A 13,590-nucleotide genomic window follows, 5' to 3' on the forward strand; every position below is an offset into this window, starting at 1 on the left:
ACAGGCACCCCGATTGCGGGAACGGAAAAATAGCCTTTTTAAACTATCGAGACAAGCATTAACTAATAATTATACCGCGTGCCCCAAAGCCGTTTCAGTTTCTCTTTCGACTCGTTTTCTTTCGGGTTGTTACCGGGTTCGTAAATTTTTGTACCGCGGAGGGCTTCGGGCAGAAAGTCCTGGTCGGTAAAGTTGCCCTCGTAGCTGTGTGCGTACTTATAATCTTTACCGTAGCCTATGTTCTTCATCAGCTTGGTGGGGGCGTTGCGCAGGTGCAGCGGTACGGGCAGGTCGCCGGTTTGTTTTACCAAAGCAAGGGCAGCACCAATGGCCGTAGTTGCCGAATTACTTTTTGCCGAGGTAGCCAAATAAATTACCGTTTGCGAGAGGATCAATTGGGACTCGGGCATACCGATCACTTGTATGGCGTTAAAGCAGCTTTGCGCCAGCAGCAGTGCATTGGGGTTTGCATTACCAATATCTTCTGATGCCAGGATGAGCATGCGGCGGGCAATAAACAAAGGGTCTTCTCCACCGGCTATCATGCGGGCAAGCCAGTAAACGGCGCCATTAGGGTCGCTGCCGCGCATGGATTTGATAAAGGCCGAAATGATATCGTAATGCTGTTCGCCGGTTTTATCGTACAGCGCCATATTTTGCTGCACATGCTGCAGCACCACCTCATTCGTCAATTCGATATCTTTCGTGTCGAAAGCGTTTATCAGCAGTTCGAATATATTCAGCAGTTTACGCGCATCGCCACCACTTAGGCGCAGCAAAGCTTCATGTTCTTTTATGCTGATGTTCTTTTCTTTCAGCACCACATCTTCCTTTTGGGCTTTTTCGAGCAGGCCCAACAAGTCATCTTCCGATAGATGCTGCAAAATATACACCTGGCAGCGTGAAAGTAACGCGGAGATGACCTCGAAGGACGGGTTTTCGGTAGTAGCGCCTATTAGTGTAACAATACCGCGTTCTACTGCCCCCAGTAATGAATCCTGCTGCGATTTGGAAAAGCGGTGTATCTCGTCGATAAACAGAATGGGTAATACATCGCCCTGCCTTTTCATGATAGAGGCTTTCTCTATTACCTCGCGCACATCCTTCACGCCCGAATTAATGGCACTTAACGAAAAGAAAGGCCGAGAAAGCGACTGCGAAATAATATAGGCCAGTGTGGTTTTACCAACACCCGGCGGCCCCCAAAACAACATAGATGGGAGCGTGCCGCCCTCAATAGCCTTGCGCAATACCGCGCCGGGCCCAACCAAATGTTTTTGCCCAACATAATCGTCCAACGATTTAGGGCGCATGCGTTCGGCTAATGGCGGGAGGTTGTTCATAAATGTAAATTTCGGGAATTTAGAAATAAAATCCTAAATTTATTAGCAAACGGGGCGGCTCGCTTCAAATAATACAATAGAAGCGTTTACAAAAGCCCGGCGTCTTTGAGTAGTTGTTGCAAAAGCTTATCCGCTATGTCTGCCTGTTCGGATTTATCGTAAATTGAGATGAGGGTGATCTGCTCATTTATAACTTTAACGCAAGTGATGACTCTTGAGCCACCGGATTTGCCTTTACCCTTTGAGCTAATCTTCATCCTTACCTTATAACAATCCTTACCTAACCCGTCTCCCTGAAAAGGGTCATCAGATAAACTATTGATCAGCTGTAAAAGGTCTAATTTAATAGAGGGGTATTTTTTTGCGAGCGCCTTCAACTCCCTGTCGAAGTTTGGAAGGGTAGTAATTTTAAAGCTCATCCAGCAATTCTTGTATTGGCCGGGCCTTAAGTTTACCGGCTTCTGCAAGCTTCAACTCTTCAAAACCTTGCTTTACATTTTCCCATACTTCCTTTTGCTCAGAGTTGAGCTGTTCTTCAGGTTTGGTGGCCGGCTCAACTACTTTCACAAAATTGAGCGACTGCATCAATTTCATAAAAAAGGGAAATTTCTTTTCGGGAACGCTTATGGTAACCTGTTTCATTTCTGAAGAATTAAAGCCTATTACAAATATAATAAACAAATTGCATTGTATAATATTGTACCATTCTGTAAAATGCCACACACTTTCACCCATTCCACCTACCACTCCATTTGCGACGAACTCGGCAAAATGGACGCGGACTTCGCTACCGTTATTCAAAACCATGGCTACCCACCCATGTGGACGCGGCCGAATACTTTTGAAACTTTGGTGCATATTATCCTGGAGCAACAGGTGTCGCTGGCATCGGCACTATCGGCATTGAATAAGCTACGCGAACGCATACAGGAAGTGACACCCGCGCGAGTACTGTTACTCACCGATACCGAGCTGCGCGAATGTTATTTCAGCAGGCAGAAAACCGCTTATGTGCGCTATTTAGCGGAGGCTATTGTTAGCGGACAAATAAACCTCGAAGCGTTTGAACAAATGGAAGATGAGGATATCCGCCGCGAGCTTTGCGCCCTTAAAGGCATAGGCAACTGGACGGTGGATGTGTACCTGATGTTCGTACTGCAACACTCGGATATTCTACCACTCGGTGACCTTGCCATTGTTAATGCCATTAAACGGTTGAAAGGCTTACCTAAAGAAACCACAAAAGAGGAACTGTTAATTGCAGGCGAGCAATGGAAACCTTACCGCACGGTGGCCAGTATGTTATTGTGGCAACATTATTTATCGAGCGCGAAGCCCCCCAGCCCCCTGAAGGGGGAGCCCTTGAAAAACAAGAAGGCTCGATGAGTTTTTCACCGAGCCTTCTAAATTCTGCTCCCCCTTCAGGGGGCCGGGGGGCTAAACGTTAAACGTGCCGTTTCGTTCCTGTTCCATGTAGTTTTGTACGGTTTCTATTGCGTTATCTACCACATCGCTAAGTGCGGTAATGAATGTTCCCGGTTTGGCCAAGCTCATGGCGTGTTTAATAGCGTCTATTTCTTTGGTTACAATTTCAAAGCCCTTATCCGGATCCACCGATTTAATACCCTCGATCAAGAGGCTTAAAATATTCTCTTCGGTGCGGCCGCGCAGGTGTTTTTCCTGGCGGAGGATAATATAGTCGAACATTTCTGCAGCTATTTTGCCCAGCTCTCGGATATCCTCGTCGCGCCTGTCGCCCGTGCCGGCAACAATACCTATCTTCAGCGGCGAATCTATGTGGCTCAGGAACTCCTTGATACCATTGTACCCGTCCGGGTTATGCGCAAAATCTATCATGAAGCGGAAATCCTTGAACTCGAAAATGTTCATCCTGCCTGGTGTTTGCGCCGCCGACGGTATAAAGGTTTCCAGCGATATTTTTATATCCTCAGTTTTAAAGCCCTGTAAAAATGCTGCAAGGGTAGCCGCCAAAACGTTATCTATCATAAAGGCAACCGTACCGCCAAAGGTTAGCGGAATAAGTATGGTACGCTGTACGCGTATCTTCCAATCCCCTTTTTGTATAGTGATAAAACCGTTCTCGTGTATACAGGCAATGCCGCCTTTTTTGCAATGCGCTTTTATTACCGGGTTGTTATCTGTGCGGCTAAAGTAGGCTACGTTGCAATCGGCTTTTTTACCTATGTCCACGCAATGCTTATTATCGGCATTCAGCACCACCCACCCGTCTTTTTTTACCGACCGGGCCACTACGCTTTTTACACGGGCAAGGTCGTCAAGCGTGTGTATGTCTGATAAGCCGAGGTGGTCTTCCTGTATATTGGTGATCACGCCAATATCGCAGGTGCTAAAACCAAGGCCCGAACGTAAAATACCACCGCGGGCAGTTTCCAGCACGGCAAATTCTACTGTTGGGTCTTTCAATATAAATTCGCTGCTTACAGGGCCGGTTGTATCGCCCTTCAGCATCATAGTGTTTTGTACGTAAATACCATCAGATGTGGTATAGCCCACGCGGTAGCCATTGTTTTTTACAATATGCGCTATTAAACGGGTAGTGGTGGTTTTACCGTTAGTACCGGTGATAGCTATAATAGGTATACGTGCCGATTTGCCTGGGGGGTACAGCATATCTATCACATGCCCGCCCACGTTACGCGGCAAACCCTCGCTTGGTGCAATGTGCATCCGGAAGCCCGGTGCAGCATTCACCTCCAAAACTACGCCACCATTTTCGGTAAGCGGCTCTGTAAGGTTTTTGGCCATAATGTCTATCCCGCAAATATCCAACCCTATAATTTTAGATATACGCTCGCAAATAAAAACGTTCTGCGGGTGCACATGGTCGGTAACATCAACCGAGGTGCCACCGGTGCTGAGGTTAGCTGTCGATTTTACAAACACTTTTTCGCCTGCTGCTGGTACCGTTTCTAACGTGTAATCTTTTTTTGCCAGCAGGTCTAAAGTATCGCGGTCAACAGTTATCAGCGTCAATACATTTTCGTGCCCATAGCCACGGCGCGGGTCGGTGTTTTCTTTATCGATGAGTTGCTGAACCGTAAGCTCACCATCGCCAATTACGTGGGCCGGGTCGCGCAGGGCGGCGGCTACCATTTTATTGTCTATCACCAGCACGCGGAAATCGTACCCGGTAATATAACGCTCCACAATAACACGGCGCGATATTTTAGCAGCATGCTCGTAGGCCGCAATGGCATCTTCGGTAGTGTTAATATTGATGCTGATACCACGGCCATGGTTACCGTCAAGCGGCTTAAACACCAGCGGGAAGCCGATTTTCTTGATGGCTTCTTCCACCTGTTCGGTGCGGCTAATGGTCATGCCCTTAGCAACGGGGATGGCTTGCTCCTGCAGCAGGCGCTTGGTTTCGTCTTTATTACTGGCAATATCAACGGCAATGCTGCTGGTCTTTTCGGTCATGGTAGCGCGGAAACGAACCTGGTTTTTGCCGTAGCCTAATTGCACGAGCGATTGGTTATTCAACCTTATCCATGGGATATTACGGGCAATAGCTTCCTCTACAATAGCGCCGGTGCTCGGGCCCAGGCGGGTATTCTCGCGTATCTCGCGCATTTGCTGAATGTCTTTCTCCAGGTCGTAATCTACACCCTCAATAAGTGCCTCGGCAATGCGCACGGCCGATTCAGCAGCAAAAACACCTACTTTTTCTTCGAGGTAAGCAAATACTACGTTATACACACCCGGCGTTTTGGTTTCGCGGGTGCGGCCAAAGCCGGTTTCCATGCCCGCAAGGGTTTGTATCTCTAAGGCTATGTGCTCTATTACGTGGCCCATCCAGGTGCCCGATATTACGCGCTCGAAGAACCCGCCAGGTACGCCCGGCGAACAGCGATGGCTATAAAGCGAGGGTATCAGCGCTTTCATGCGCTCGTAAAAGCCGTCTATCTCGTTGGTTGGGCGCTGCTCCATCTCCTGCAGGTCCAGCCGCATTTGTATCAGTTTTTTGCGGTTCACGCTCCAAATATTGGGGCCGCGCAGCACTTGTATATTTTCTATTTTCATAAGTAGTTTTTCAAAAACGGGTATGCTTTATAATATGTTTTAAATCTAAACAACTTATTATTCTAATAAAACCCCCGCACAATAAAATGCAGTTTTATTAATTTATTGAGCAGGTTTTAACGTTTTTTATTTTAATTTGTATAAACTGATAGCGTAAATAATGGATAACCCTAAAGGAAAATTGGTAATTATTGGTGGTGCTGTGGATATGGGCAGTAACGTTAGTGTACTGGAACATATCATGCAACCCCAGTATATCAAGTTTTTCGAAAAAGGCATCCTGCGCCGCATCATCAACGAGTCGGCAAAGCAGGAAGGCTCTATTGTTGAGGTAATTACTACCGCCTCGCAAATACCCGAACTGGTGGGCAACGAATACATTAAGGCCTTTAACCAGCTTAATGTTACTCATGTGAACATCCTGCACATTAAAAGCCGCGAGGATGCCGCTAATCCTGAGTACCTCGACCGCATTAGCCGCGCCGATGTAGTAATGTTCAGCGGTGGCGACCAGCTACGCCTAACCGCCATCTTCGGCGGCACCCAATTTTTGCACATACTAAAACGCCGTTACCAGGACGAGAACTTTGTAATAGCAGGAACCTCGGCAGGGGCTGCGGCTGCATCAACCCACATGATATACCGCGGGCAAAGCAACGAGGCCCTGATAAAAGGCGAAGTGCAGATAACCGCCGGGCTGGGTTTTATAGATTCGGTTATTGTTGACACCCATTTTGTACAGCGCGGGCGCATTGGCCGCTTGTTGTATGCGGTTGCCACCAACCCGGGCATTTTGGGCATTGGCCTTGGCGAAGATGCCGGGCTGCTAATAACCGGGGGCACCATGATGGAAGCCATTGGCTCGGGCCTTATCATTTTGGTTGACGGTACTAATATGGTTGAAACCAACGTTTATGATGTAGAAATAGGCGACCCGGTTTCTATAGAGAACCTGAAGGTGCACGTCATGTCGATATTTGATAAGTACGACCTGCAGCAGCAGCGTATGCTCATCAAAAAAGCAGTTAAGGTAGAGGAGGGCGTATTTATTAACGCCCAGGACAGTAACGATCTGCAATGAAACTAATTATTCACGGGGGCTTTTTCAGCGAAAGCGCCACCAACCAGGAAGTAAAAAAGGCCAAGCAGGATGCCCTGCTGGAGATAGTAACGCTTGGGCATAAATACCTGGAAAGCCATACCGCCGCGCAAACCGTAGTTTACACCGTGCGCCTGCTGGAAGATTGCGACCTGTTTAACGCCGGCACCGGCTCGCAGATACAAAGCGATGGCAAAATACGCCTAAGCGCTTCACTGATGGATGGCAAAACACAAAAGTTTTCGGGTGTGATCAACATCGAGGATATCCGCAACCCGATCTGCGTTGCCGAAAAACTGATGGACTACGACGACCGCGTGTTGAGCGGGCAAGGCGCCTGCGATTTTGCCAAACAAAACGGTTTCACCTACTTTAACCCCGAAATACCCCAACGCCGCAGGGAATACGAAAAGAAACTAAGCGACTCTATACGTTTGGGTACCGTGGGCTGCGTAGCTTTAGATATTTACGGCGACATAGCCGCCGCTACTTCTACAGGTGGCAAAGGTTTTGAGATACCCGGCCGCGTGAGCGATTCGGCTACAACGGCGGGCAATTACGCCAATGCCTTTGCAGGTATATCGTGCACCGGTGTAGGCGAGGATATTGTAAGCGGGTCGGTAGCTACCAAAATTGTTACCCGTGTTACCGATGGCGTCCCACTATCAGCCGCCGCCGATAAAACTCTTGATGAAATGAAACCTTACGATGGCTTTGCCGGCATTATAGGCATCAGCCAAAACGGCGACATTTACCATGCCGATACGCACCCCTACATGGTTTGGGCCCTGCACGATGGTGAGGCGGAAGTTTTTGAATAGCCTTTTCTTACCTCACAGAGCAACCCGCAATATTTGATGAAGGCAGGTTAACTTTTTTAGGGTATAAAGATCGATTTCTGTTGCGGTAGGCGCGTTTTTTTTTCCGAAGATTGCAGTTGCCAATATATACCACTACATGAATAAAAAGCTTTTACTGCTTAGCTGCATTTTTGTGCTCGGGCTTTCGCATGCCTTCGCTCAAAGTAACCAACTCACACAAAACAATATTGTATGGCATTCGCCGAGCACGAACTCAGGAGAATCGATGCCGGTTGGTGGCGGCGATATTGGGCTGAACGTATGGGTGGAAAAAGGCGACCTGCTGTTTTACATTGCCCGCAGCGGAAACTACGACGAGAACAATGCGCTACTGAAATTGGGGCGCGTGCGTATTAAGTTATCATCAAACCCGTTCGAGGGTGGCAGCTTTAAGCAAACCCTGAATCTGTACGATGGCTGCATAGACATAGAAACCAAAAAAGCCGGCATTACAACTACCATTAAAGTTTGGGTAGATGTTTTTAGTCCAAATATTCATGTAAAGGTGCTTAGCGGCGTTCCTGTAAGCGCCGCGATCGCCTATGAAAACTGGCAGTACCTCGACACCCAAAAAAGTGGCTTAGAGAATAACGAGAACGGCTTTAAATTCGGTGCCACCAAGCCCATAAAAGGCTACCGCGATTCGGTTAGGTTCGATAACAACGGCATTCTGTTTTACCATCAGAATAAAGGGGACGAAAACATCTTCGACCTTACGGTTAAACAACAGGGGCTGGAGGCGGAAAAGGCGCAACTGTTCAACCCGCTTAAAAACCTCATTTTCGGCGGTATGCTCAAGGGCAATGATATGTGCGCGGCGGGCACCTATAGTGGTAAGTATTTAAACACCATCTACAAGGGATGGAAGATAAGCAGCACAGGAAAACACACCACATACAACTTTGATATAACGCTGCATACCAGGCAGCAGCCTACTGTTGCGGCCTGGCTGAAAGGCTTAAACCAAGCAGGGCAAACTATAGCACAGGCTACCAAAGCGCGACAAGCAACCCTTAATTGGTGGCATCGCTTTTGGGACAGGAGTTTTGTCCATATCAATACCGCAAAGGCAGATACGGCGGATGTGGCCTGGCAATCGGGCCGTAATTATCAGTTGTTCCGGTATATGCTGGCTTGTAATGCGTTTGGCAGCTATCCCACCAAATTCAATGGCGGCCTATTTACTTACGACCCTGCTTTGGTAAACACTACCATGCCCTACACGCCCGATTTCCGTAATTGGGGTGGCAGCATTTTCACCGCGCAAAACCAGCGGCTGGTTTATTTCCCCATGCTCAAAAATGGCGACGGGGACCTCTTACAGCCCGAGTTCGATTTCTACCTGCGGATATTAAAAACTGCCGAAATAGCCACCCGTAAATATTGGGGACATGGCGGCGCGCGCTTCCCTGAGCAAATAGAGAACTTCGGTTTATCCGACCTTGCCGAGTATGGCATAAACCACCCCGCCACTTTAGACCCGGGGGTAGACGATAACCGCTGGCTGGAATACCATTGGGAAACCGTGCTGGAGTTTTGCTACATGATGCTGCAAACCGAAAGTTATGCCGGTAAAGATGTAAGCAAGTATGTGCCATTCATAGAAAGCTGCGTTGACTTCTTCGACCAACATTACCAATACCTCGCCCAACGCGCCACGGGCAAACCGCTGGATGGAGAGGGGCATTTGATCTTATTCCCGGGCTCGGCTGGCGAAACATTCAAAATGGCCAATAACTCTACGCCCACCGTGGCGGGGCTACGGACAGTAGTCGCCATGCTGATGAATGCTAAAACGGCCGGGCTAAGCGCAAAACAACGCGAAAAATTTAGTGGGATCCTTAAACGCATTCCGCCCATCAGTTACCAAACTATAGCAGGCCATACAACTATTGCCCCGGCGAAATCGTGGGAGCGCGTTAATAACGAGGAAAGCCCGCAACTATACCCTATTTACCCTTACGGTATATTCGGCATCGATAGGCCGGGGCTTGATACCGCGCTTAACACCTGGAAATACGATACCACAGTAGTAAAATTCCGCAGCCACATCGGTTGGAAACAGGATAACATTATAGCCGCACGCCTTGGCTTGACCGATGAAGCAAGCCGCGTCACCTTCCTGAAGTTGAAGAACTCCGGCAGGCGTTTCCCCGCGTTCTGGGGGCCGGGCTTCGATTGGACGCCCGACCATAACTGGGGCGGATCGGGTATGATAGGACTGCAGGAAATGCTGCTGCAAAGCAATGGCGATAAAATTTACCTGCTCCCCGCCTGGCCCAAAAACCTTGATGTGCATTTTAAATTGCATACCGATAAGCAAACCACGGTAGAATGCACTTTTACAAACGGGAAGGTAACGCAGCTTTTGGTGCTGCCCGCATCACGAAGAAAAGATGTGGTAATGCCCGGCTACTGAAAAGCACGGCGTTGATCAGGATGAACTAACTTCTATTCAAAATCGAAATTCAAGGTCATTTCGCTGAAAAAGCTTGTGTGCACCCGGAAGATATTTTTGTTCAGATCATCGCTTTGCGTTAACTGATTAGCCCCGCTGTACCAATTATTGAAAAGCATGTACTCTCCGCTTTTGTTTTTGGCGATAAGGCTTAATACGTAACCACGTTCATCCAAGATCGCCTTCTCCAAGATCACTTTTCCGGCTACGTTAATAAATAGCGGCGTTGTGGTGTTTTTAGAAACCTTAGCTATCACGGGGCTGGTGTATAGAACCGGAGAATTAGGGAAAAAGCCGGTCGGTAAATAAGAATCGCCGGGCACCCGTTTTTGTATCTGTACATAAACCTCGGCGCTATCGGTTAAGGGCCAGTATGCTTCGGAGAATCTTGGGTCGTCGTTTACCCAAATTACTTTGTCTATCACAATATTCTTCAATACCCTATCTAATACGGTCACTGTTTTGGTAGAGCTTACCATTTTGCCATCGCTGCCTTTGGCCGTAAGCGTTACCCGGTAAGTACCCGAACTTTGATAAGATAGTACGGGGCGGCTTTCTGTTGAAGTGCGCCCGTCGCCCAGGTCCCAGCTAATGGATGATGCATTGGAAGACATGCTAATTACCGATGCAGTATCACCAACACCAATGCGAATAGCATCATTAGTAGTACTTGCGAAACTGAAGTTTGATGTTGCGGGGGGCGGGGTGTGCTCTTTTTTGCAAGAAGTTAATATAGCGGCAAATGCGAGTGCGAGTAAAGTTTTTTTCATAGGTGATGAATCTCTTAGCCAAGATAAGACTATGTTTAAAGCAAACGTTTAATTGAAAGGTAAAATTTTGCTTACAAGAGAGGTGGCAGTAAATGGTACTCCTTGAATAGAACTGTTTATTATGCTAATAAAACAATAACTATCTTGCCGGTAAATGAACAAAGATTTGCTTATCCAATTCCTGCAAACCGGCGGCATTGCATCGCATGCCATTGCTGTAGAAATTGCAGAAAAGTTTCAACATAAAACCATCATCAAAAATCAGCCACAACTCGTGGAGGGTAAAGTGTGTGATGAGTATTTGTTTTTGGAACAAGGTTTTATGCGCGCCTTTGCGCATGATACCGAGGGTGCCGAGGTAACTACCAATTTATTTTCGCCGGGGCAGATGGTTTTTGAGGTATCATCATTCTTCAACCGCACGCGCTCTAAAGAAAATATTGTAGCACTCACCGATTGTGCAGGTTGGTACATCACCTTTGCCGAGTTGAACGGGCTTTTCCATTCGCTGCCACAATTCCGCGAGTTCGGCCGCTCCGTATTGGTGAAAGGTTTTGCTGAGTTTAAAAACCGTGCGCTGAGCATGATAACCGAAACTGCCGAGGAGCGCTATGCTACCTTATTAAAAACAAATCCTGAAATATTTCAGCATGCCGCGTTAAAACACATCGCCTCCTATTTAGGCGTTACCGATACCTCGCTTAGCCGCATCCGTAAGGAGTTTTCAAAAAAATAACAAGCGGTATATTTCTTGCCAATTGGCAAGATGCCGGCGTTTTTTATACCCCACATTTGCTTTATAAAAATTAAGCAAAATGGAAACTTTACCACTTTATGTGCCGGTAATATTTATCGCCACAACTATACTCACCCTCGTGCTGTTTTATAAGGCAACGGCATTTTCAAAACCGGTTATTATCCTCACACTCACCTGGCTGGCCATACAGGCCGCATTAGGACTCAGCGGTTTTTACCTCAACGAGAGCACTACACCGCCAAGGTTCGGGCTGGTGTTATTGCCGCCCATGGTATTTATTGCAACGCGCTTCCTCACCCAAAGCGGGAGAAGCTATATCGACAGGCTGGATATCAGAACGCTTACGCTGCTTCACATCACCCGCATACCGGTAGAGCTTACGCTTTACTGGCTATTTGTGCACAAAGCCGTGCCGCAGGTAATGACTTTTGAAGGCCGCAACTTCGATATCCTATGCGGCATTACCGCACCTATAGTTTATTACTTTGGTTTTGTAAAACCAGTGTTTGGCAGAAAAGTATTGTTGGCATGGAATATCATCTGCCTGCTTGTACTGGCCAACATAGTAACAACAGCAGTACTTTCAACCCCGCTACCATTTCAACAATTCGGGTTCGAGCAACCAAATATTGCGCTGTTTTATTTCCCTTTTGTTTGGCTGCCCGGCTTTTTAGTGCCCGTAGTATTGTTCTCACATTTGGTAGCCATTAGACGATTAATGACTAAAAGGGCTGCACCACAAACTCAAATTTAAGCGCGGCGAACGGACCTATCTTAAAACAACAATATCATGCTTTGGAAGCTATGAGTTCCCCCTTCAGGGGGTTAGGGGGCTTTGGCTTTTACTTGGCACCTAAACCCACTCCAACATATCCACATCAAAACCTATCCCTATAGCACGGTTTATAAATTGCGCTTTTATTTCATCGGGCAAGGTGGTTTCGCGCGAGAGTACCCACAGGTATTCGAGGTTGTTGGTGCATACCAACGCATGGCGGTATTCGGGGTCTATATCTATCACATTATAATTGGCATAAAACGGCCCGAAGTATGATACCTTCAGCATGGCCACATCCTCTGCACCAACAAATTTCATTTTGCCGGTTGCACGTATGGTTTTATGCTTTTTGTAATTGTAGCCTGTAGTAACCACTCTTATATTACCGTAGGCATCTATTGAATAATCTTCTGTAACGTGCTTCAAATCCTTTTCTATGCGGCTTTCAAACCGGGCCAGCTCATACCATTTGCCCAGGTAGCGGTTAATGTCGAAATTCTCAACAGGCGTTGCCCATTCGGGAATATCGCGCCTGGTTAATAATTTATAAGCAACAGCCGCAACGCCTACACCCGCGGCCGCAGCAATAAGCAGTTTTTCTTTTTTCATTCACTATAAAAGGCTTACGCTTATTTTTTGTTTGAAGAAAATAAAGCAACTATTTTAATTTTAACGCATTATACCAAAACCTCCCGGCCTTCGTTTAAAAGCAACGCCCAATTTTAACAGTAGTATCGGATTAATTAACCCATTTGGAAATGCTACTTTTTGTGGTATCTTTACGTACCAGTTAATTTTACTATATCCGGGCGAAAAAAATCTTAAATGAGATATCTTTTTTTAGTTCTTCTGTGTGCACTCAACCTCACCGCCAATGCGCAGTGGTGGCGCTTAGATTTTAAGAAGCGTGAGCGCCTTCAGGCAATTTCGTCTCCCAAGGGTTTAATCATACTTCCACGCCATGGCAAGCCCAAAAATCTGCAATTTAGTAATGCTCTGCCCATGAGCGCTTACCTATTGCTGGAGCGCGAAAAAGCGGTTATGAAAGCGGCACAGCACCATATGCGTTTCCACCAATATTACGAGGCCAGCTATAATTTCAGTGCCCTTGCCGAACTTTATGTAATGGAGAACCGCCTCTCGGAAGCTAAGTGGTATTACCTGCAAAGCCTCCTGCTATCAAGGCGGCAGGGCGACCAGTGGCACACTTTTAAAAACCTATCTGCCCTGGGCCTGATAAAGGCCGACCTGGGTGATATTGGGCAAGCACAACAAGACCTTTCTGAAGCGCGTAGCATTGCTGTTGCTATGGGGCGAAAAACAGATGTTGTGGATGTAGACGCTAAGATATACTACGTTAGAACTAATAAAATTTGGCTGCCAAAGTCTGAACTGCGCTATGCAGATGCAGCCGAATTGCCTGTGAAAATAAAATAATCGTCTGCTTGCCGCGTTTATGT

Annotated in this window: 13 protein-coding genes; 7 read left to right on the forward strand and 6 right to left on the reverse strand. The window is 47.2% G+C overall.

Features of this window, described 5'->3' with window-relative positions; genetic code table 11:
- Positions 1 to 62 precede the first annotated feature (62 nt).
- From BC343_RS09265 to BC343_RS09275, 3 genes are all read right to left on the reverse strand, one after another.
- A complete protein-coding gene (locus BC343_RS09265; protein ID WP_078347500.1) occupies positions 63 to 1,343 on the reverse strand; it encodes a replication-associated recombination protein A in 1,281 nt (426 codons plus the stop codon).
- Positions 1,344 to 1,429: 86 nt separating this feature from the next.
- Positions 1,430 to 1,762 (reverse strand): type II toxin-antitoxin system RelE/ParE family toxin, encoded by a 333-nt coding sequence (locus tag BC343_RS09270; protein ID WP_078347501.1) that lies wholly within the window; start codon positions 1,760 to 1,762, stop codon positions 1,430 to 1,432.
- A complete protein-coding gene (locus BC343_RS09275; RefSeq protein WP_078347585.1) occupies positions 1,752 to 1,985 on the reverse strand; it encodes a hypothetical protein in 234 nt (77 codons plus the stop codon). Before BC343_RS09275 ends, BC343_RS09270 begins: the two co-directional genes overlap by 11 nt.
- Positions 1,986 to 2,057: 72 nt before the next feature.
- Between BC343_RS09275 and BC343_RS09280 the strand changes: the two genes are divergently transcribed.
- Positions 2,058 to 2,729: a DNA-3-methyladenine glycosylase family protein gene (locus BC343_RS09280; RefSeq protein WP_078347502.1), complete on the forward strand. Its 672-nt coding sequence runs from the start codon at positions 2,058 to 2,060 to the stop codon at positions 2,727 to 2,729.
- A 51-nt stretch (positions 2,730 to 2,780) separates the two neighbouring features.
- On the opposite strand, the gene cphA is transcribed toward BC343_RS09280, so the two are convergent.
- Complete coding sequence (gene cphA, locus BC343_RS09285) at positions 2,781 to 5,408, reverse strand: cyanophycin synthetase (protein ID WP_078347503.1); 2,628 nt, start codon at positions 5,406 to 5,408, stop codon at positions 2,781 to 2,783.
- 160 nt (positions 5,409 to 5,568) lie between these two features.
- Between cphA and BC343_RS09290 the strand changes: the two genes are divergently transcribed.
- The 3 genes from BC343_RS09290 to BC343_RS09300 all read left to right on the forward strand — a co-directional run bounded on the left by BC343_RS09290 (position 5,569) and on the right by BC343_RS09300 (position 9,786).
- On the forward strand, positions 5,569 to 6,489 hold the full coding sequence (locus tag BC343_RS09290; protein ID WP_078347504.1) for a cyanophycinase: 921 nt from the start codon (positions 5,569 to 5,571) through the stop codon (positions 6,487 to 6,489).
- On the forward strand, positions 6,486 to 7,328 hold the full coding sequence (locus tag BC343_RS09295; RefSeq protein WP_078347505.1) for an isoaspartyl peptidase/L-asparaginase: 843 nt from the start codon (positions 6,486 to 6,488) through the stop codon (positions 7,326 to 7,328). Before BC343_RS09290 ends, BC343_RS09295 begins: the two co-directional genes overlap by 4 nt.
- A gap of 136 nt (positions 7,329 to 7,464) precedes the next feature.
- Positions 7,465 to 9,786: a DUF5703 domain-containing protein gene (locus BC343_RS09300; RefSeq protein WP_078347506.1), complete on the forward strand. Its 2,322-nt coding sequence runs from the start codon at positions 7,465 to 7,467 to the stop codon at positions 9,784 to 9,786.
- 32 nt (positions 9,787 to 9,818) lie between these two features.
- Here BC343_RS09300 and BC343_RS09305 read toward each other — a convergent pair whose 3' ends face one another.
- Positions 9,819 to 10,595 (reverse strand): PKD domain-containing protein, encoded by a 777-nt coding sequence (locus tag BC343_RS09305; protein WP_078347507.1) that lies wholly within the window; start codon positions 10,593 to 10,595, stop codon positions 9,819 to 9,821.
- 154 nt (positions 10,596 to 10,749) lie between these two features.
- On the opposite strand from BC343_RS09305, the gene BC343_RS09310 reads away from it, so the two are divergent.
- Both BC343_RS09310 and BC343_RS09315 read left to right on the forward strand, forming a co-directional pair.
- The gene (locus BC343_RS09310; RefSeq protein ID WP_078347508.1) at positions 10,750 to 11,331 is read left to right on the forward strand and encodes a Crp/Fnr family transcriptional regulator; all 582 of its coding nucleotides are present in this window, start codon (positions 10,750 to 10,752) and stop codon (positions 11,329 to 11,331) included.
- Between the two features lie 79 nt (positions 11,332 to 11,410).
- Positions 11,411 to 12,106 carry a hypothetical protein gene (locus tag BC343_RS09315; protein ID WP_078347509.1) on the forward strand — a complete coding sequence of 232 codons (696 nt, stop codon included), beginning with the start codon at positions 11,411 to 11,413 and terminating at the stop codon, positions 12,104 to 12,106.
- A 99-nt stretch (positions 12,107 to 12,205) separates the two neighbouring features.
- Here BC343_RS09315 and BC343_RS09320 read toward each other — a convergent pair whose 3' ends face one another.
- Positions 12,206 to 12,739, reverse strand: coding sequence for a lipocalin family protein (locus BC343_RS09320; RefSeq protein ID WP_078347510.1), 534 nt, complete (start codon positions 12,737 to 12,739; stop codon positions 12,206 to 12,208).
- A gap of 393 nt (positions 12,740 to 13,132) precedes the next feature.
- Here BC343_RS09320 and BC343_RS09325 point away from each other — a divergent pair, with 393 nt between their 5' ends.
- Entirely contained in the window at positions 13,133 to 13,567 is a 435-nt protein-coding gene (locus BC343_RS09325; protein WP_078347511.1) for a hypothetical protein, read from the forward strand.
- Positions 13,568 to 13,590 lie beyond the last annotated feature (23 nt).

This window comes from Mucilaginibacter pedocola (genome assembly GCF_002013915.1).
Classification (GTDB): domain Bacteria; phylum Bacteroidota; class Bacteroidia; order Sphingobacteriales; family Sphingobacteriaceae; genus Mucilaginibacter; species Mucilaginibacter pedocola.

What these genes read in the sequence shown, in the direction of transcription:
- BC343_RS09265 (WP_078347500.1), bottom strand. Translation starts at nt 1,343, where the DNA reads ATGAACAACCTCCCGCCATTAGCCGAACGCATGCGCCCTAAATCGTTG.
- BC343_RS09270 (WP_078347501.1), bottom strand. Translation starts at nt 1,762, where the DNA reads ATGAGCTTTAAAATTACTACCCTTCCAAACTTCGACAGGGAGTTGAAG.
- BC343_RS09275 (WP_078347585.1), bottom strand. Translation starts at nt 1,985, where the DNA reads ATGAAACAGGTTACCATAAGCGTTCCCGAAAAGAAATTTCCCTTTTTT.
- BC343_RS09280 (WP_078347502.1), top strand. Translation starts at nt 2,058, where the DNA reads ATGCCACACACTTTCACCCATTCCACCTACCACTCCATTTGCGACGAA.
- cphA (WP_078347503.1), bottom strand. Translation starts at nt 5,408, where the DNA reads ATGAAAATAGAAAATATACAAGTGCTGCGCGGCCCCAATATTTGGAGC.
- BC343_RS09290 (WP_078347504.1), top strand. Translation starts at nt 5,569, where the DNA reads ATGGATAACCCTAAAGGAAAATTGGTAATTATTGGTGGTGCTGTGGAT.
- BC343_RS09295 (WP_078347505.1), top strand. Translation starts at nt 6,486, where the DNA reads ATGAAACTAATTATTCACGGGGGCTTTTTCAGCGAAAGCGCCACCAAC.
- BC343_RS09300 (WP_078347506.1), top strand. Translation starts at nt 7,465, where the DNA reads ATGAATAAAAAGCTTTTACTGCTTAGCTGCATTTTTGTGCTCGGGCTT.
- BC343_RS09305 (WP_078347507.1), bottom strand. Translation starts at nt 10,595, where the DNA reads ATGAAAAAAACTTTACTCGCACTCGCATTTGCCGCTATATTAACTTCT.
- BC343_RS09310 (WP_078347508.1), top strand. Translation starts at nt 10,750, where the DNA reads ATGAACAAAGATTTGCTTATCCAATTCCTGCAAACCGGCGGCATTGCA.
- BC343_RS09315 (WP_078347509.1), top strand. Translation starts at nt 11,411, where the DNA reads ATGGAAACTTTACCACTTTATGTGCCGGTAATATTTATCGCCACAACT.
- BC343_RS09320 (WP_078347510.1), bottom strand. Translation starts at nt 12,739, where the DNA reads ATGAAAAAAGAAAAACTGCTTATTGCTGCGGCCGCGGGTGTAGGCGTT.
- BC343_RS09325 (WP_078347511.1), top strand. Translation starts at nt 13,133, where the DNA reads ATGAGCGCTTACCTATTGCTGGAGCGCGAAAAAGCGGTTATGAAAGCG.